Annotated in this window: 14 protein-coding genes; 5 read left to right on the top strand and 9 right to left on the bottom strand. The window is 70.3% G+C overall.

Annotation, left to right across the window (positions count from 1 at the left end; translation table 11 throughout):
• Positions 1 to 112: 112 nt before the first annotated feature.
• Positions 113 to 2,182, bottom strand: a complete 2,070-nt coding sequence (locus DTL70_RS24950; RefSeq protein WP_181861064.1) for a type IV secretory system conjugative DNA transfer family protein — start codon at positions 2,180 to 2,182, stop codon at positions 113 to 115.
• A 594-nt stretch (positions 2,183 to 2,776) separates the two neighbouring features.
• Here DTL70_RS24950 and gabT point away from each other — a divergent pair.
• A complete protein-coding gene (gene gabT / locus DTL70_RS24945) occupies positions 2,777 to 4,126 on the top strand; it encodes a 4-aminobutyrate--2-oxoglutarate transaminase (protein WP_114024178.1) in 1,350 nt (449 codons plus the stop codon).
• A 576-nt stretch (positions 4,127 to 4,702) separates the two neighbouring features.
• Complete coding sequence (locus DTL70_RS24940; RefSeq protein WP_245979625.1) at positions 4,703 to 5,410, top strand: phosphatase PAP2 family protein; 708 nt, start codon at positions 4,703 to 4,705, stop codon at positions 5,408 to 5,410.
• Between the two features lie 65 nt (positions 5,411 to 5,475).
• Here the strand turns inward: DTL70_RS24940 and DTL70_RS24935 are convergent, their stop codons facing one another.
• From DTL70_RS24935 to DTL70_RS24900, 7 genes are all read right to left on the bottom strand, one after another.
• A complete protein-coding gene (locus DTL70_RS24935; protein WP_114024177.1) occupies positions 5,476 to 6,900 on the bottom strand; it encodes an NAD(P)/FAD-dependent oxidoreductase in 1,425 nt (474 codons plus the stop codon).
• Between the two features lie 96 nt (positions 6,901 to 6,996).
• Positions 6,997 to 7,785: an ABC transporter permease gene (locus tag DTL70_RS24930; protein WP_245979701.1), complete on the bottom strand. Its 789-nt coding sequence runs from the start codon at positions 7,783 to 7,785 to the stop codon at positions 6,997 to 6,999.
• 140 nt (positions 7,786 to 7,925) lie between these two features.
• The gene (locus DTL70_RS24925; protein ID WP_114024175.1) at positions 7,926 to 8,897 is read right to left on the bottom strand and encodes an ABC transporter permease; all 972 of its coding nucleotides are present in this window, start codon (positions 8,895 to 8,897) and stop codon (positions 7,926 to 7,928) included.
• On the bottom strand, positions 8,894 to 10,192 hold the full coding sequence (locus DTL70_RS34425; RefSeq protein ID WP_245979624.1) for an ABC transporter ATP-binding protein: 1,299 nt from the start codon (positions 10,190 to 10,192) through the stop codon (positions 8,894 to 8,896). Before DTL70_RS34425 ends, DTL70_RS24925 begins: the two co-directional genes overlap by 4 nt.
• 273 nt (positions 10,193 to 10,465) lie before the next feature.
• Complete coding sequence (locus tag DTL70_RS24910) at positions 10,466 to 11,707, bottom strand: polyamine ABC transporter substrate-binding protein (RefSeq protein ID WP_114024174.1); 1,242 nt, start codon at positions 11,705 to 11,707, stop codon at positions 10,466 to 10,468.
• A 191-nt stretch (positions 11,708 to 11,898) separates the two neighbouring features.
• On the bottom strand, positions 11,899 to 13,422 hold the full coding sequence (locus DTL70_RS24905) for a gamma-aminobutyraldehyde dehydrogenase (RefSeq protein ID WP_114024173.1): 1,524 nt from the start codon (positions 13,420 to 13,422) through the stop codon (positions 11,899 to 11,901).
• Between the two features lie 625 nt (positions 13,423 to 14,047).
• Entirely contained in the window at positions 14,048 to 14,776 is a 729-nt protein-coding gene (locus DTL70_RS24900) for a DUF4190 domain-containing protein (RefSeq protein ID WP_114024172.1), read from the bottom strand.
• Positions 14,777 to 14,956: 180 nt separating this feature from the next.
• Here DTL70_RS24900 and DTL70_RS24895 point away from each other — a divergent pair, with 180 nt between their 5' ends.
• From DTL70_RS24895 to DTL70_RS24885, 3 genes are all read left to right on the top strand, one after another.
• Positions 14,957 to 15,994 carry an adenosine deaminase gene (locus DTL70_RS24895; RefSeq protein ID WP_245979620.1) on the top strand — a complete coding sequence of 346 codons (1,038 nt, stop codon included), beginning with the start codon at positions 14,957 to 14,959 and terminating at the stop codon, positions 15,992 to 15,994.
• 14 nt (positions 15,995 to 16,008) lie between these two features.
• Positions 16,009 to 16,716: a glycerophosphodiester phosphodiesterase gene (locus DTL70_RS24890; protein WP_114024304.1), complete on the top strand. Its 708-nt coding sequence runs from the start codon at positions 16,009 to 16,011 to the stop codon at positions 16,714 to 16,716.
• A 72-nt stretch (positions 16,717 to 16,788) separates the two neighbouring features.
• Entirely contained in the window at positions 16,789 to 17,148 is a 360-nt protein-coding gene (locus tag DTL70_RS24885; RefSeq protein WP_114024170.1) for a zinc ribbon domain-containing protein, read from the top strand.
• Between the two features lie 148 nt (positions 17,149 to 17,296).
• Here DTL70_RS24885 and DTL70_RS24880 read toward each other — a convergent pair whose 3' ends face one another.
• Positions 17,297 to 18,730 (bottom strand): gamma-aminobutyraldehyde dehydrogenase, encoded by a 1,434-nt coding sequence (locus DTL70_RS24880; protein ID WP_114024169.1) that lies wholly within the window; start codon positions 18,728 to 18,730, stop codon positions 17,297 to 17,299.
• Between the last annotated feature and the right edge of the window lie 112 nt (positions 18,731 to 18,842).

Genomic DNA, 18,842 nt, shown 5'->3' with positions numbered 1-18,842 from the left:
TCAGCTCTTCCTGGGCTCACCCTCCGCACCTTTTCAACCGATTTCCAGCCGACTTTCGACCGCCCCCGGGCGCCTTCCGGCGCTTTCCCGGCTTGATGTCCGCAGGGGCCGGTCACTCCCCCAGCTTGGTGAGGATCGGCGGGGTGCGCTCACCGCGCACCGTGGTGAAGGAGAGAACGGCGTGCTCGGGCTGCAACTCGTTGGCCAGATCGGACGCCGACCATCGCTCGCGCTGCTCACTACGGACAGTGACCGATTCGGCCGTCACATGCTTCCCTGTCGCCAGCCGCCTGACCGCGTGCAGCATCCGCGTGACCGGCTCGTCCGAGACGAGCTGCCGATTGGTCACCGTGCGGGTCTGCACCCACTCCGTACCCCACACCTCGGCAAACCGCTCCGCGTCCCACGGAGTGACCCCCGCACACACCATCCGGCATCCGACCGCCCCCAGCAAAGGGCCGCGCAGCGGCTCGGGGACGTCGTCCAGCGCACGCAGCGTGAGCAGCACGCCGGCATGCGCCGAGCGCAGCCGCTGAAGCCCGCGCAACGCCTGAGGCGTGACGGTCTGCGCCGCGTCGTCCAGCACCAGGCAGGTGAACAGCGACTGGTCGGCCCGCGCCACGGCACACTCGGTGAACTGCGCCAGCACCAGTCGGGCCAGAATGCGCGACGCCTCCGCGTGCCCGCGCTCGGGCAGATCCACGCGGACCCTGAGCGGATGCTCCAGCGCCCGCAGCGAGAAGGGTCGCCGCCCCTCCGCCCTGGGACTGCCCTCGGGCAGGAAGAAATCCGCGAAAGCGGGCCTGTCCAGCAGCGCGATACGGTCGGCGAGCAGCGCGGCCACGTCCCCCGCACGCCCGGACTGACGCTCGAAGGCGTCCAGCTCACGCAGCTGGGCACTCTGCCCCTCGGCGCGCAGGGCCTCCCGCAGCGCGTCGAGCGCGCCCGGAGCACCGTCCAGCAACTCACGCAGCTCCGGCACCGCGGGGAAACGCCGGTGCACCGCCGCGAACGGGCCGATGAGCTGCGCCAACGCCGTGGCCGCCCGACGGCTGTCCCCGCCGGGCAACGCCGCCGCCAGGTCCCCCACCAACGCCTCGGCCAGCATGCCTGCCGCCTCGTCCGGGTCCGTCGTGCCCCCGTACGGATCCAGGCCGTGGGTGGAGTCCGGGTGCCCCAACCGCACGACGAGATCGAAGGACTCGTCGTGCACGAAGTGGGAGCCCGCGGGGCTCACCGCGATCACCGCGGCCTGCCCCGCCAACGCCTGCAGACACAGCGACTCCACCACGGGCCGGGCCAGCTTCGTCGTCTTGCCCGTCCCCGGCGGCCCGACAGCTAGCGCCGACGTCCCCAGCAGCGTGGGGTCCAGCGCCACTCCCGCCCCCCGGTACTCATGCGGATTGCGCTCCGTGTCGGCAGCCCTGCCGATCCGCACCTGCCGCACCGACAGATCATGCCGCGCGGCCCTGACAGGGAGATCCCGAGCGCCCGAAGGGTGCCGACAGGCACCCGCCCCCTCGCTGACCACACCGTCCACGAACGCCGGCAAACGCTGCGGCCGTGCGCGCACCGTCTGCCACGCCCGGTCGATGCGGGCGTGATCGACGTCCGTCATCCTCCCCGCCCGCAACTCCGCCGCCAGTCGCTCGGCGGCCTCCCCGGCCCCACCAGACCGCAACTCGGGCCACTCGACGGGGTCGAGATGGGGAGGGGCGGTGGGGACGGGTTCGGTGACGTGGTCGGGGGTGACGCCTGCCTGGCTGCGTGAACCGTCACCGCGCAGCAGCGCTCCCACGCGACGAAGAAGCTCGTCCCATCGGCCGATGCGGCCGAAGAAGAAGATGAGCCCCAGAAGGACGAGTCCGCTATAGATCCAAGTCGACCAGACGTACAGCATCTGGTTGCCACCAGACTCCCGCCAGGAATCCGGCGTGAGAGCGAGAAGTGGCCATTTCCAATAGCTCCCCAAATACCCGTTCCACAGCAACGACCACAGCAGCCAGCCCATCAGGAACGAGACGAGCGCGCCGCTGACGAGTTGCCGGGCGGGGATGCGGTCGGGGTCCTCCGGTGGGCGCGGTTGGTAACCGCAGCGCCACACGCCGGGCAGGGCGTCAGGGCGGGGCAGCCGAAGCCAGTCGGCGAGCGGGGGCGCGGACTGCGGTGTGCTGGACGGCATGGGAGGTGGTCCGGTCTCCACCCCGTGTGCGCCGATCGCGCCCCCGTCGGCACCGGTCAGGTCGCCCGTCGCGGGCGGTGCGGTGGGTGGCGGCGGCGCGGGGCGTGCGGGAGGCACGCCGGGGGGAGTCGCGGGGCCGGCGGATGAAGACTCGGCTTGGGAGGGCGGCGCGTAGCGCGGTGACGGCTCCTGCCATGGGTGAGCGGAGCCGTCCGGACTGCCCGAGCCCTGCTTCCGGTGGGGAAGCCCCATGTCCATGTGCTGCCTCAGCTCCCTGACGCCCCGACGTGTCGACCTGGTGGGGCCGACACCCTCCTGCCTCCAATCTAGCGGCCGACCACCTCAGTTGGTCCACGCCCGCATCAGCAGGCGGGTCGTTCGGTGCGCGGGGTCACCGGGGCCGGCCGTATCGGGCGGGGCGGCACCCGCGTCGGGCTCGCCACCCGCACCCCACCTCCGTCCGCCGCCTATGTCCGTGGTGGCCAACCGGCGCAACACACTTCTCCGGAGCGGAGCATGTGTCGGTCGCGCACGTGCCCCTAGCCTGCGAGGTACGAGACCCCCGTTTCTCCCGAGGAGTGCGTTATGACCGCAATGACTGAACTGTCCGGAGGGCCTACCCTTGTCCAGGAGCGGCGTGTCGTCACCGCCATTCCCGGGCCGAAGTCGCAGGAGCTGATGGCGCGCAAGCAGGCCTCGGTCGCCGGTGGCGTCGGGACGGTGCTGCCGGTCTTCGCGCGGCGGGCGGGCGGCGGTGTCCTGGAGGACGTGGACGGGAACTCGTTCATCGACTTCGGGTCCGGCATCGCCGTGACCTCGGTCGGCAACAGCGCGGAAGCGGTGGTGCGCCGCGCGACGGAGCAGCTCAACGATTTCACGCACACCTGTGCGATGGTCGCGCCATACGAGCCGTACGTGCAGGTCTGTGAGGAGCTGGCCGCGCTCACGCCCGGGGACCACGCGAAGAAGAGCGCGCTGTTCAACTCGGGCGCGGAAGCGGTCGAGAACGCCGTGAAGGTCGCCCGTGCGCACACCGGCCGCCAGGCGGTCGTCGTCTTCGACCACGGCTACCACGGCCGGACCAACCTGACGATGGCCCTCACCTCCAAGAACATGCCGTACAAGCACAGCTTCGGCCCGTTCGCGCCCGAGGTGTACCGCGTCCCCGTCGCCTATCCCTACCGCTGGCTGACCGGCCCGGAGAACTGCGCCGAAGAGGCAGCGGCCCAGGCCATCGACCAGATCACCAAGCAGATCGGTGCCGACAACGTCGCGGCGATCATCATCGAGCCGGTACTGGGCGAGGGCGGTTTCATCGTCCCGGCGAAGGGTTTCCTTCCGCGCATCCAGCAGTTCGCGCGGGACAACGGCATCGTTTTCGTGGCGGACGAGATCCAGTCGGGCTTCTGCCGCACGGGCCAGTGGTTCGCCTGTGAGGACGAGGGGCTGGTCCCGGACCTGATCACCACGGCCAAGGGCATCGCGGGCGGCCTGCCGCTGGCGGCCGTCACCGGGCGCGCCGAGATCATGGACTCCGCGCACAGCGGCGGGCTCGGCGGCACCTACGGCGGCAACCCGGTGGCGTGTGCGGCGGCGATCGGTTCGATCGAGACGATGCGTGAGCTCGATCTGCCGGCCAAGGCCCGCCGCATCGAGGAGATCATGAAGCCGCGGCTGGAGAAGATCGCGGAGCAGTCCGGCGTCATCGGCGAGGTGCGCGGGCGCGGTGCGATGCTCGCCATCGAACTCGTGAAGCCCGGCGGCAAGGAGCCCGACCCGGAGGCCACCGCGGCGCTCGCCAAGGCGTGCCACCAGCAGGGGCTGCTCGTCCTGACGACCGGTACGTACGGCAACGTGGTCCGTTTCCTGCCGCCGCTCGTCATCGGCGAGGACCTGCTCAACGAGGGCCTCGACATCCTGGAGGACGCGCTCTCGGGCCTGTGAGAGCCGACGGGGCTCGGTGACCCACCCACCGGAAGTGCGGGCGCTCGCTCAGGCGCCCGCACTTCCGCGTTCCCGCACGTCTCCGTTCGCTCTCCCGCACTTCCGCTCTCCCCCGCTTCCACGTTCCCGTAGGTCCGCTCTCCCACGCCTGTGCGTTGCCGCGTTGCCGCGCTTGTGTTCCCCCCGTGTTCCACGTTTCCGGCCACCCGTGCCCCCAGTAACGTGATGTCTCAGCGGCAGGTGTCCAAGCGTTCCTGCTGTGCCCGTTGTGGGCGTTGACCAGCAGGGGAGCGGTGCGGGTGAAGAATGTGTGCGGGGCCGATGTCCGGTGCGTGTCCCGTCTGTCGGGTCACGCTCGTCTGCCGTACGGTCTTGCGTGTTGCCGGGATACGGGGAGGAACCACCCTGGTGCCCTGGCCCGAGCCCGTCTTTCCCCGAGACCGGCCCGGTCGTGCCCTCGCGCACGAATCTCCTCGATCGGATGACGGCTTGTCCCACACCCCCCGGGACCTGTGCGAGCCCGGTCGAGACGGCCGCCCCGGAATCCCCCCGGTTCCTGGGCGGCCCAACACGTCGATGACCGCCACCGTCCGCTCCCCTTTTGCCGCTCCCGTGCTGCGGTCGATTGCCTGCCTGCTGTGCGGTGCTCTCTTCGCGCTGTGCACCTGGCAGGTACTCGCCCACGGGCAGTTGTTCCGCTGGGACGAGGAATTGAGTGACGGGATGCGGGCGGCCGCTCCGCCCCGGACGGCGGCCGAGTTGCTGTCGGACATCGGCAACATGACGGTGGCTCTGCCGGTGCTCGCTGCCGCCATGACTCTCGCACTCTGGCTCACCCGCGGGCGGGGCTGGCGGCCGGTGCTCTGCTACGCCTCGTCCATGGTCGTCATGGCGCTGGTCGTCACGGGGGTGAAGAACTGGACGGACCGCACAGGGCCTATGGGAGGCGGCGGCTTCTACCCTTCGGGGCATGCCGCCACCACCACGGTGGCTCTCGGTGGAGCGCTGCTTGTCGTGGCCGCCTGGCTCTCCCGCGCGCTACTGGTCGTGGCGTGGACGGGTGTCGTGGTGCTCTCCCTGGGCAACGGGCTGGGGCTGGTGTGGCGGGGCTACCACTGGCCGTTGGACGTGGCGGCCAGTTGGTGCCTCAGCGTGCTGCTGCTCTGTTCGGCCGCCGCTTTGGCCCGCCGTGGGCCCCCTCGCGCGTCGCGTCGAACGCCTCGTCGTGCAGCCTCAGCCCCTCCTGCCTCTTCTGCCTCTCCCCCGTCGGACTCCTCGGCCTGAGCCGTCCTGGCCGGCGCTTCTGTGGTCGGCGCTTGTGTGGTCGGCGCCCGCGTGGTCGGCAGCCGTCAGCTGTCGAAGCCCATGCCGACCTTGTCCATGGCTTTCAGCCACAGGTTGCGCCGTCCCGCCTGGGCGTCCGAGCGGGCCAGCGACCACTGGGTGATGCCGATGCCGGCCCAGCGCACCGGTTCGGGCGGGAAGGGCAGTGGCTTCTTGCGGACCATCTCCAGCGCGGTGCGCTCGGTGCCCCGGCCGGCGAGCAGGTCGAGCATGACCTCGGCGCCGAAGCGGGTGGCGCCGACACCGAGCCCCGTGTAGCCGAGCGCGTAGCTGACGCGCCCCTCCATGGCGGTGCCGAAGAAGGGCGAGAAGCGCGAACAGGTGTCGATGGCGCCGCCCCAACGGTGGCTGAAACGCAGGCCCTCCAGCTGGGGGAAGCAGCGGAAGAAGTGCTGGGCGAGCTTGGCGAACGTCTCGGGGCGCTGGTGGTACTCCCGGGAGATCCGGCTTCCGTAGTGGTACAGCACGTCGTAGCCGCCCCACAGGACGCGCTTGTCCGGGGTGATGCGGAAATAGTGGAAGTGGTTGGCGCTGTCTCCGAGGCCTTGGCGGTTGTGCCAGCCGAGGGCGGCGTGCTGCTCGTCGCTGAGCGGTTCCGTCATCAGCGCGTAGTCGTAGACGGGGACGACGAAGGGCCTTACCCGGCGCAGCAGGGAGGGGAACGCGTTGGTGCCGAGAGCGACGTGCCGTGCGCGCACACGTCCGTAGGGGGTGGCGGCGGCCACCTCGGCCCCGCGGGTGTCCAGCCGGGTGGCGGGCGTGTGTTCGTAGACGCGGACGCCCGCCTGTTCGCAGGCGCGCTTGAGGCCCCAGGCCATGCGCGCGGGGTTGAGCATGGCGACACCGGTGCGGTCCCACAGGCCCGCCAGGAAGGTGGGCGAGTCGACTTCGGCGCGGAGGGCGCTCTCGTCCAGGAAGGTCAGCCCCTCCCCCACGCCGCGTTCCCGCGCCTCGTGTGCCCACTCCTCCAGTTCGGCCACCTGGTGGGGCTCGGTGGCCACGCTGATCTCGCCCGTGCGTTCGAAGTCGCAATCGAGGTCGTAGCGCGCGACGGCCTCCTCGATGGCGTCGAGGTTGCGCTGTCCCAGCCGCTCCAGCTGGGCGATCTCGTCGGGCCAGCGGGCGAGCCCGTTGCCGAAGCCGTGGGTGAGGGAGGCCGCGCAGAAGCCGCCGTTGCGCCCCGAGGCGGCCCAGCCGACCTCCTCGCTCTCGACGAGCACCACGTCGCGCCGCGGGTCGCGCTCCTTGGCGAGCAGTGCCGTCCACAGACCGCTGTAGCCGCCGCCGACGACGAGCAGGTCGCAGCGTTCCTCACCGACGAGGGCGGGGCGCGCGGTCGGGCGGTGTGCGGGGTCGTCCAGCCAGAACGGCACGGGCTGGGCGTCGGCGAGAGAGCGGAGGGCAGCTGGAGAGGCCACGGCATCGCTCACGGTTATCGGCTCCTTGTTCTCATACACGAGTGCGAGCCCGGCGACTGCGGGGCTCGCCACGGCGAGCGGGCTTCGGCTCGCCGCGGAGGCGCGGTCTCAGGACTTCTTGCGCCGGTTCGCCACGATCTGGCCGCCGAGCACGATCGCGACCGCCAGGACGAACATCGCCGATCCGATGACGTTCACCTGCACCGGCACGCCGCGCTGCGCGGCACCCCACACGAACATGGGGAAGGTGACCGTCGAGGGGCCCGCGTTGAACTGGGTGATGATGAAGTCGTCGAAGGAGAGCGCGAAACTGAGCATGGCCCCCGCGGCGATTCCGGGTGCCGCCAGCGGCAGCGTGACGCGCCAGAACGTCTGGAGGGGACCGGCGTACAGGTCGCGTGCGGCTTCCTCGAGCCGCGGGTCCATGCTCATCACCCGCGCCTTGACCGCGACGACGACGAAGCTGAGGCAGAACATGACGTGCGCGATGAGAATGGTCAGGAAGCCGAACTCGATGCGCATGTTGAGGAACAGGGTCCCGAGGGACGCGGCCATCACGACCTCGGGCATGGCCATCGGCAGGAAGATCAGCGCGTTGGCGGTGCTCTTGCCGCGGAAGCGGTAGCGGGCCAGTGCGAAGGCGGCGAAGGTGCCGAACACGGTGGCGATCAGCGTGGCGAGCACCGCGATGCGGAGGCTGAGCCCGAGCGAGCCGCACAGGTTGGCGACCCCGCAGGGGTCGGTCCAGGCGTCCGTGGAGAAGGCCTGCCAGGCGTAGTTGAACCGCCCTGCGGGCTTGTTGAAGGAGAACAGCAGGACGACCAGGTTCGGCAGCAGGAGGTACGCCAGCGCGGCGCACCCGGCCAGGACGACGGCGTTCCGGCGCAGCCAGCGCAGCGGCGCGCCCAGGGACCGCGAGGCAGCGGGTCCGGAGGTGGGCGGGGCAGCGGGCCCGGAGGTGGAGGGCGGGCCCCCGGCCGCAGGGGCGGACGACGGACCGGCGGCCCCGGGTGTGCGCGGGGCGGTGGACGTCGGCATCAGACCAGTTCCTCCGTTCCCGCCTTGCGCATGTAGACGCTGACCATGATCAGGATGAGGGCCATCAGAAGGAAGGACATCGCTGCCGCCGTCGGATAGTCCAGGACGTTGAGGAACTGCTTCTGAATGGCGTTGCCGACCATCTGTTCGTTCGGAGAGCCCAGGAGCTGGGCGTTGATGTAGTCGCCCGAGGCAGGGATGAAGGTGAGCAGGGTGCCCGCCACCACGCCGGGCAGCGAGAGCGGGAACGTCACCTTCCTGAAGGTGGTGGCCGGCGTGGCGTACAGGTCGCGGGCGGCCTCGTGCAGCGAGGTGTCGATCCGCTCCAGCGAGCTGTAGAGCGGCAGGATCATGAACGGGAGGAAGTTGTAGGTGAGCCCGCAGACGACCGCGAGGGGGGTGGCGAGCAGCCGTTCGTCACCGGTCAGCCCCAGCCAGCTCGTCACGTCGAGCACATGGAGGGAGCTGAGGGCGCCGACGACGGGGCCGCCGTCGGACAGGATCGTCTTCCAGGCCAGGGTGCGGATGAGGAAGCTGGTGAAGAACGGCGCTATCACCATCACCAGCACCAGGTTGCGCCACCGTCCGGCCCTGAAGGCGATCATGTAGGCGAGCGGATAGCCGATCACCAGGCAGAGGACCGTGGCGGTGGCCGCGTAGCCGAACGAACGGAGGAAGTGTTCGCCGTAGGCGGCCAGCGCGTCGCTGTAGTTGGAGAACTGCCAGGTGACCCGGAAGCCCTCCTCCAAAGAGCCGCTCTGGACCGACGTGGAGGCCTGGTAGAAGAGCGGCGCGACGAAGAAGACGGCGAGCCACAGCCCGGCGGGCAGCAGCAGCCAGTACGGGGTCAGTCTGCGTCCTGGCCGTCCGCTCGAGCCGGGGCCCGGTCCCGCGCCGTCGCCCGGGCCTGCGCCGCTCTCCGGCGCAGGCGGCGTCTCGGGGGTGCCCGCAAGGGGCGCCAGGGCCGTCACAGGACCTCCTCGCCCGCTGCCGCGTCCTGGGCCGCGTCCAGGGCGAAGGTGTGGGCCGGCCGCCAGTGCAGCACGACGTCGGCTCCGGCGGTGAGCCTGGTGTCGCGCTCGACGTTCTGCTCGTAGACCGTGAGATCGGAACACGCCGGGGTTTCCACCAGGTACTGCCAGGACACCCCGAGGTAGCCGGCGTCCTTGATGCGGCCGGTGAGCTGGTTGTCGGTCGCCGGGACGGCTTCCGCCTCGCCCGGATGAAGGAGAGCGATCTTCTCCGGCCGTACGCCGACGAGTATCTTCCTGCCCTCCTCGACGCCCTCAGCGCCCTCGACGCTTTCGACGGCGCAGCGGCTCGTGGGGAGCCGAAGCGTGACGTCCGCGCCGGCCACCTTGACCCGAGTCTCGCCGGGGACCTCCGCAGCGGACGTTCCCTCCGACACCTCAGCTGTCCCGGCAACCGCTGGTGTCTCAGCCCTCTCCGGTGTTTCACCCTCCGCCGACATCCCTGCTTCCACCGGCTTCAACCCCTTCTCGGCCGCCTCTGCGCGCGGGCCGAGGGTGCTCTGGGGGGAGAGGATCTCGGCTTCGAACAGGTTCGAGGTGCCCAGGAAGTTGGCGACAAAGGTGGAGCGGGGGTTCTCATACAGCTCGGCCGGTGGGCCGAGCTGTATGACGCGGCCCCGGTGCATCACGGCGACGCTGTCGGCCATGGTCATGGCCTCTTCCTGGTCGTGGGTGACGTGCACGAAGGTGATGCCGACCTCCGTCTGGATGCGCTTGAGTTCGAGCTGCATCTGGCGGCGCAGCTTGAGGTCGAGGGCCCCCAGTGGCTCGTCGAGGAGCAGGACGCGCGGCCGGTTGATCAGCGCACGGGCGAGGGCCACGCGCTGTTGCTGGCCGCCGGAGAGCTGCCGTGGCTTGCGCCGGGCCAGGTCGCCCAGCTGCACCAGGTCGAGCATCTCCGCCACCTGTTCGCGAACGGATTTCACCCCGCGACGGCGCAGCCCGAAGGCTACGTTCTCGGCGATGTCGAGGTGCGGGAAGAGCGCGTAGTTCTGGAAGACGGTGTTGACGGGACGCTTGTGCGGGGGCAGGTGCGTGATGTCGTCGTCGCCCAGCAGGATGGTGCCGCCGGTCGGCTCCTCCAGACCGGCGAGCATACGGAGAGTGGTGGTCTTGCCGCAGCCGGAGGCGCCGAGGAGGGCGAAGAAGGAGCCTTCGGGGACGGTGAGGTCGAGCGGATGGACGGCGGTGATGTCGCCGAACGTCTTACTGATACCGGAAAGAGTGATGGTCATGGCCGGTCCTCGGAGGAGGGGCTGATCCCGGCGGGCTGAGAGACCTCCCGCGGCGAACGGGGAGGTCGGAACCCGGCCCGGGCGACTGCCCGACGGACGGAGGTGGAGACTTGGGCGGGTGCGCTGCGGAGTCTCTTCTTCGAGCGGAGGCGCTTCGTAGGGCGGAGGCACGTCCTGCGGCGGAGGTGCTCTTCGAACCGGAGGGGGCCCCTGGGGTGGAAGCCCTTTCTTCCAGCGGAGGGGCCTCGGGCGTCGGGTCCGGTCCCAGCGGGCTCAGGCCCCGATGAGCTTGGAGAACTTCTCCTCGTACCGTGCCTCTTCCTTGGCGCTCATCGGGCGGAAGTTCTTGCCCCTGGCGATCATGTCCTGGTCGGGGAAGACGAGCGGGTCGTCCGCCAGCTCCTTGTCGATCTTCTCCATCTCGGCCTTGGCCCCGGTGACCGGGCAGATGTAGTTGACCCACGCGGCCAGCTGAGCGGCCACGTCGGGTTGGTAGTAGTAGTCGATCAGCGCTTCGGCGTTGCTCTGGTGGCGTGCCTTGGCGGGGACCAGCAGGTCGTCGGTGCCGAACAGATAGCCGCGGTCGGGCACCGCGAAGGCGATGTCGTCGTTGTCCATCCGGAGTTGCACGATGTCGCCGGCCCAGGCCAGGCAGGCGGCGATGTCGCCGGAGTTCAACTCGTCCAGGTAGTCGTTGCCGCTGAAGCGGCGCAGCTGTTTGCGGTCCACGGCCTTCTGGATGCGGGCGATCGCCGCGTCGAACTGGTCCTCGGTGAAGTGCTCGGAGTCGGCCCCCATGTCGAGCATGGTGAGACCGACGGTGTCGGTCATCTCCGTCAGCATCGATATGCGGCCCTTGAGAGCGTCGTCCTCCAACAGCTGCGTGACGCTGGTGATCTTCCTTCCCTTGGTGGCCTTCTTGTTGTAGGCCACGATGCAGGCGGTCCCCGCCCAGGGGTAGCTGTACTGCCGTCCGGGGTCGTGTGCGGCCGCGCGGAACCGGTCCTCCAGGTTGGTGACCGCGTGCGTCATGTTCGCCGGGTCGAGCCGCTGCACGTAGCCCTGCCTGATGAGGCGGCCCGCCATCCAGTCGGAGAGGCAGATCAGGTCGCGCCCGGTGCTCTGGCCTGCCGCGAGCTGCGGCTTGATCTTTCCGTAGAACTCGTTGTTGTCGTTGATGTCCTCGACGTACTTGACCTTGATCCCGGACTCGCGCTCGAAGCGGTCGAGCGTGGGGTGCTTCTTCTTGTTCTTCTCGTCGACGTCGACGTAGAGCGGCCAGTTCGCGAAGTTGAGGACCCTCTCCCTCTTGGAGTAATCGGGGGCCTCCTCGGCTCCTTCACCGCCCTTGCTCCCTGCGGCGGGCGGAATGCCGCAGGCGGCCAGGGTCGATCCGGCGGCGGCGAGGGAGGCGGCCCGCAGCAGTCTGCGCCGCGACATCGCGGCGCGCCCGCTGGTCAGACCGCGCTCCCACGCCTTGGCAACGGGCTCCGGCAGGCCTTCGTACAGGTCCATGGGGGACCGCCTTCCTGAAGGGAGGAGGGGAAGGGGGTGAAGGGGGTGAAGGGTGAGGTGGGCGAGTAGGTGGGTGGGTGAGGGAATGAGGACGGGGGCGACGGGGCTGGGGCTCGGCTGGGCTGGGTCGCCAGGGGCGGCCTCGCCGCTCAGCGGTGGCGCACCCCGGCCAGACGGTGGCACACGGCGGCTCAGCGGTCGCCGAAGACCGTGCGGTGCCAGTCCTTGCGCACAAGGCCCGTCGTCTCCGACATGACGTGCTTGATCTGGGTGTACTCCTCGAACGAGTAGGCGGACATGTCCTTGCCGTACCCGGAGGCCTTGTATCCGCCGTGCGGCATCTCGCTGATGATCGGGATGTGGTCGTTGAGCCACACGCACCCGGCCTGGATCTCGCGGGCAGCGCGCCCGGTACGGAAGACCGAGCGGCTCCAAGCGGAGGCGGCCAGCCCGTAGGGAGTGTCGTTGGCCAGCGCGATGCCCTCGTCGTCGGTGTCGAACGGGCGGACGACGAGGACCGGGCCGAAGATCTCCTGCTGTACGACCTCGCTGTCCTGCGGGGCCGAGGTCAGGAGTGTCGGCCGGTAGTAGGCGCCCTTGGCGAGTTCTCCACCGGGTGCCTCGCCACCGGTGACGACGGTGGCGTAGGCCCGCGCGCGGTCCACGAAGCCGGCGACCCGGTCGCGCTGCGCGTGCGAGATCAGCGGGCCGAGGTCCGTGTCCTGGGCGAACGGATCACCGACACGCACGCCGCTCATCAGGTCGGCGACGGCGCTGACGAACGCGTCGTAGAGCGGACGCTGCACATAGGCGCGGGTCGCGGCCGTGCAGTCCTGGCCTGTGTTGATCAAGGCACCCGCGACGGCCCCGTGCGCGGCGGCCTCCACGTCCGCGTCGTCGAACACCAGGAAGGGTGCCTTGCCGCCCAGTTCGAGATGCAGACGCTTGGCGGGCCGCGATGCGGTGGCGGCGATCTCGGCGACCCGGCGGCCGACGGCCGTGGAGCCGGTGAAGGAGGTCATCGCGACATCGGGGTGGGCGACCAGCGCCTCGCCCGCGTCGTGGCCCGCGCCGGTCACGATGTTGATGACCCCGTCGGGGATGCCTGCCTCCGTCGCGGCCTGCGCGAACATCAGGGAGGTGAGAGGGGTCAGTTCGGAGGGCTTGAGCACGATGGTGTTGCCCGCGGCGACAGCCGGCAGGACCTTCCAGGCGGCCATCTGGAGCGGGTAGTTCCACGGAGCGATGGAGCCGATGACGCCGAGCGGCTCGCGGCGGACGGCCGAGGTGTGCTCGCCGCTGTACTCGGCCGCTGCGGCACCCGTGAGACGGCGTGCGGCGCCCGCGAAGAACGCGACGTTGTCGAAGGAGCCGGGAACGTCGAACTCGGCGGACAGCTTGAGGGGCTTTCCGCACTGGAGCGACTCGGCGTACACGAACTCGTCGGTCAGCTCCGCCAGGCGGGCGGCCCAGCGGTGCATGGCATCGGAACGCTCAGCCGGGGTGGCGCCGGCCCAGCCGGGGAAGGCCTCGCGAGCGGCGTGGACCGCGGTGTCGACGTCGGCCGGCCCGGCGAGTGCGAACGTGTGGACGTCCTCTCCCGTAGCCGGGTCGACGATCGCGTGCGAGCGTCCCGAGGTGCCGGGGCAGAGCCGTCCGGCCACGTACTGGGCACCCGCGGCGAACCGTTCGGACACATCGAAGCGCTGAACCATCGGGACTCCTGACCACTACGGCGTGTGACGTATTGCGGTGGTCCCACGGCACGGCTCGCGTCGTCCGTCGACCCGCGTCCCTCTGACGCCGGAACGTGGCCCGGACCACTGTTGGCAGCCGATCCTGGCAGGGCTTAGGCCATCCAACAAGGGATTCCGTATTCATCTTTTGATTACGCCACGGAATCTGAACCCTGTTGTCTGTTCCGTCCGGCGATCGGCACCCCCTGGGCACCCCCTGCCCGCAAGGCCTCGCGAGACGGCCGAGACGGCCGAGACGGCCGAGACGGCCGACACGGCGGGGCCAAGCGCACCAGGTCGTGCGAACCCGCCAGGCCGCGTGAAGAGCGTCCGGCAGGACGTACGGGGAGCCGTCGGGGCGCGACGGCACAGGCCCCTACCGCAGGCACCCGCCCCGACGTCCGGCGCCCCGCGCCCCGCGGGAAACGCGGATCCACCCGCTCCTGGTACGAACAAGCACCCGTCCGGACAGAAACGGTGCTTCCCCCGGAGCACAAACGCGACTCCCTCCGGACGGGAAAAGGGTGCCACCGACCCACCCTGAAAGAGCCTGCTCGGTCCGCCCCCGGCGGAGGGGGTCAGCAGTCCTGCCGCCCCGGCCGGATCACCCGCCGAGCAGGAGCGCCACAGGCGCGGCCCCCGCGCCCCTGGCGTCGTAGGAGTCGCCGCTGCCACCCGGGCCCGAGCCGCCACCGTCGGTCTCGTCGGCCCAGACCGTCAAAGAGAGCACGAGAAGCACGCTGACGATCACCGAAAGAGCGAGACTGACGATGCCCAGCACGAATCCGGCCGTCGCCTGCGCCCGGCCGCCCAGCTCTCCCCTGCGCACCGCCCGACGGGCGCTGATCCCCAGGAGGAGCGCCACGGTGGAGGAGATCACGCTGAGGAAGCTGCCCCAGCAGGTGATGATCAGCACGGCGCTGACGATGCCGACCACCATGGCCGCGATCGACTTGCCGGCCGGCAGGGGCGGCCCCTGCCATCCGTACCCGTAGGGGGCGTACGCGGCCGCACCGTGACCGCCGTAGCCGCCCTGCGCGCCATATCCCGGTCCGCCGCCGCCGTCGGCCGTGGGGTATCCCGGGGGCGCCGGGTATCCGGGAGGCGTGCCGCCGTACGCGTGCGGCGCTTCCCCTCCGGCGTACCCGCTCTGCCCTCCGTACGGGGAGCCCCCTCCGTACGGGGCGCCAGCGGCCGTGCCGTACGTGCGGCCGGGGCCGTCCGGGGCCAGCGGTATCGGGGGCGGTTGGTCGCTCTCCTGGTTCTTGCCGCCGCTTCCGCCCGGCTGACCCGGCTCTCCGGAAGGCGGCGGTTGTCCCGCCCCGTGGCCCATCGTGCCCCCTCTCGTGCCCTCCCCTTGTGCGACTCCCATGCTATGCCGCGGCCGGGTCGGGGATCACTGGCGACTCCCCGCGTATCCGCACATCCGTTCTGCCGCCTGATCGGCTCTCGGCCCCACCGCTGCGTGGCGGCGCCTACGATGATCCGGTCCCTCAAGAGCTGGAGGCACCTGTTGTCCGATTCTTCCGACCTGACCGCCTTCATCGCGGGCCTGCCCAAGGCCGAGCTGCACGTCCACCACGTCGGTTCCGCCTCGCCCCGTATCGTCGCCGAACTCGCGGCGCGGCACCCGGAAGCGGGCGTACCGGCCGATCCGGAAGCACTCGCGGAGTACTTCACCTTCACCGACTTCGCCCACTTCATCAAGGTCTACCTCGCCGTGGTGAGTCTCATCAGGGACGCGGAGGACGTGCGGCTGCTCACCTACGAGATCGCCCGCGACATGGCGCGCCAGTCGATCCGCTACGCGGAGCTGACCGTCACCCCTTACAGCTCCGTCAGCCGCGGTATTCCGGACGGTGCTTTCCTGGAGGCGATCGAGGACGCCCGCCGGTCGGCGGAGCGGGAACTCGGCGTGGTGCTCCGCTGGACGTTCGACATCCCCGGCGAGGCAGGACTGGAGTCGGCGGAGGAGACTGCCCGGATCGCCACCGAGATGACCCCCGAGGGGCTGATCTCCTTCGGTCTCGGTGGCCCGGAGATCGGTGTTCCCAGGCCGCAGTTCAAGCCGTACTTCGACCGCGCGCTGGCCATCGGGCTGCACAGCGTGCCGCACGCGGGCGAGACGACGGGCCCCGAGACGATCTGGGACGCGCTCACCTCACTGCGCGCCGAGCGCATCGGGCACGGCACGAGCGCGGTGCGGGACCCCCGGCTGCTGGAGCACCTGGCGGAGAACCGGATCCCGCTGGAGGTGTGCCCCACCTCCAACATCGCGACCCGCGCCGTGGAGTCACTGGAGAACCATCCGCTCGCCGAGATGGTCAAGGCGGGCGTCCTGGTGACGATCAACAGCGACGATCCACCGATGTTCGGTACGGATCTCAACACCGAGTACGGCATCGCGGCGCGGCTTCTGGGGCTGGACGCGCCCGGTCTGGCGGCGCTCGCCCGGAACGCGGTCGAGGTGTCCTTCCTCGACACCGCCGGCAAGGCACGGCTGTGCGAGGAGATCGACACCTACCTGGCCGGCTGGCAGCGTCCGAAGTGACCATCCCCTGTCCGCTGCGCGAAGTGAGCGCTGTCGCACACCGGGGCGCGCCCTTCGTGGCCCGGGAGAACACCCTGCCCTCCTTCCGCGCCGCCGTGACGGCGGGCGCCGACGCCGTCGAGTTGGACGTACGGCTCACCCGCGACGGGGTCCCTGTCGTGCTGCACGACAGCACACTGACGCGGCTGTGGGGCCATGACGTCGCGGTGGCCGCGCTGACGCGGCAACGCCTGGTCTCCCTTGCGGCGGGCGTGCCCACCCTTTCCGAGGCGCTGGCCGCCACGCGGGCGGTCCGCACGCTGATCGATCTTCCGGACCCGGCGGCTGTGCCGGCCACTGTCGCGGCTGTGCGCGAGGCGGACGCCGCGGAGCGCGTGTACTACTGCGGCGGCCCGGTGGCGATGCGCCGGGTACGCGCCGCGGAACCCGGCGCGGAAGTGGCGCTCAGCTGGGACCGCGCGGCGCCGGTGCGCCCGACGCTGCTGGAGGAGCTGCGTCCCCGCTGGCTCAACTACGGTTTCGGGCTGCTCACCGCCCCGCTGGTGGCCCGGGCGCACACCGACGGCCGTCTCGTGTCCGCGTGGACGGCCGATCGGGTGCGCACCATGCGCCGCCTCGCGGCGATGGGTGTGGACGCGATCACCACCAACCACATCGAGCGGCTCGTCCGCGACCGGGAGAACGCGCCCGTGCCGCACGGTTGGAGCAGGGCTGTTACGTGAGCGGCTTACGGTGGGCACGACAGAATGGTTGGCTTCCCTCCGACGCCTAGGCACTCGGGATCGGAGCCCACCGTGATCATCTTCGGCACCACCAGCAAGCTGGTGCAGCTGGCCATGCTGAACCTGCTCTGCGGCTTCTGCGGCAATCCGGCTGCGCACCCGCTGCGCAAGCGGGTCACGAAGTTTTCGCTGTTCTTCATCCCGCTCTTCCCGATCGCACCCGCGAAACACTCCATACAGTGCACTTTCTGCGGCGCGGGGACCGAGATCTCCAAGGAGTCGGCGGAGCAGATGCTCGCCCACGGGGGCGCGCCCGGCGGCCAGTTCGGCCCGCAGGGCGGCAGCGGCAACGGCGTCCCGCAGCAGCCGGGTGCCGCACAGGACGGCAACCCCTTCGCCGCTCAGCAGCCGCAGAACCCGTACCAGTCCTGAGGCGGTGACGAGCCGCAGGCGGCGCGCACGGGACGCCGCCTGCGGCTGTGGCGCGGACGAGGGGCCCGTACCCATCCTGGTGGGTACGGGCCCCTCGTGTGCCCCTGTGAGAGCCGGTGTGTGAGCGGGGCTCAGCGGACCGCGTGGCTCACAGTGCCGTCATCACGTGCTTGACCCGCGTGTAGTCCTCCAGCCCGTACATCGACAGGTCCTTGCCGTAGCCGGACTTCTTGAAGCCTCCGTGCGGCATCTCGGCGACGAGCGGGATGTGGGTGTTGATCCACACGCAGCCGAAGTCGAGCGCCTTGGACAGGCGCATGGCGGTGCCGTGGTTGGTCGTCCACACGGACGACGCCAGCGCGTAGTCGACGTCGTTGGCCCACTGGACGGCCTGCGCCTCGTCGGTGAACTTCTGGACGGTGATCACGGGGCCGAAGACCTCGTTCTGGATGATCTCGTCGTCCTGCTTGAGCCCGGAGACCACGGTGGGCGCGTAGAAGAAGCCCTTGTCGCCGACGCGCTCGCCGCCCGCCTCCACCTTGGCGTGGGCCGGCAGACGGTCGATGAAGCCCGCGACCTTCTCCAGATGGGTGGGGTTGTTCAGTGCGCCGTAGAAGCAGTCCTCGTCGCTGAGGTCGCCCGTCTTGACCTCTGCCGCCGCCTTGGCGAGGGCCTGCACGAACTCCTCGTACACGCCCTCTTGGACGAGCACGCGGGTGGCCGCCGTGCAGTCCTGTCCCGCGTTGAAGAAACCGCCGTCCCTGATGCCCTCCACGGCGGCCGGGATGTCGGCGTCGTCGAAGACGATGCAGGGGGCCTTGCCGCCCAGTTCCAGGTGGACGCGCTTGAGGTCCTTGGCGCCGCTGGCGGCCACCTCCATGCCGGCGCGTACCGAACCGGTGATCGAGGCCATCGCCGGGGTGTCGTGCTCGACGAGCAGGCGCCCTGTGTCGCGGTCGCCGCAGACGATGTTGAAGACCCCCTTGGGCAGGATCTCGCCCATCACCTCGGCCAGGAAGACCGTGGAGGCCGGTGTGGTGTCGGAGGGCTTGAGCACGACGGTGTTGCCCGCGGCCAGCGCCGGGGCGAACTTCCACACGGCCATCATGGCCGGGTAGTTCCACGGCGCGACCTGCGCGCACACGCCGATCGGCTCGCGCCGCACGAAGGAGGTGAGGCCCTCCATGTACTCGCCGGCGGCCTTGCCGTCCAGCATCCGGGCCGCGCCGGCGAAGAAGCGGATCTGGTCGAGCATCATCGGCAGCTCCTCCTGCCGGGTCAGCTCCAACGGCTTGCCGCAGTTCTCGCACTCGGCGGCCAGCAGTTCGTCGGCGCGCGTCTCCAGCGCGTCGGCGATCTTGAGGAGCGCCTGCTGGCGAGTGCCGGGTGTCGCGTCGCGCCAGGCCGGGAAGGCGGCCTCGGCGGCGGCCATCGCGGCGTCGACGTCGGCGGCGCCGGACAGCGGCGCCGTCGCGTACGCCTCACCCGTCGCCGGGTTGACCACCTCGGTGGTCCGGCCGTCAGCGGCGTCCCTGAACTCTCCGTCGATGTAGTTGCGCAGTCGACGCAGCTCGGTGGTCACTTCGCACCCCTCCTGCTCCGTTGTCCATTGGGTGAGACTGCCAGCCTAACCGGCTGACTAACGTTTTCGATACACCTGACCGTATCGAACGACGGATTCAGTTTTCACTCGC

The organism is Streptomyces diacarni, assembly GCF_003323715.1.
Taxonomy (GTDB): domain Bacteria; phylum Actinomycetota; class Actinomycetes; order Streptomycetales; family Streptomycetaceae; genus Streptomyces; species Streptomyces diacarni.
This window is presented reverse-complemented; position numbering and strand designations above follow the sequence as displayed.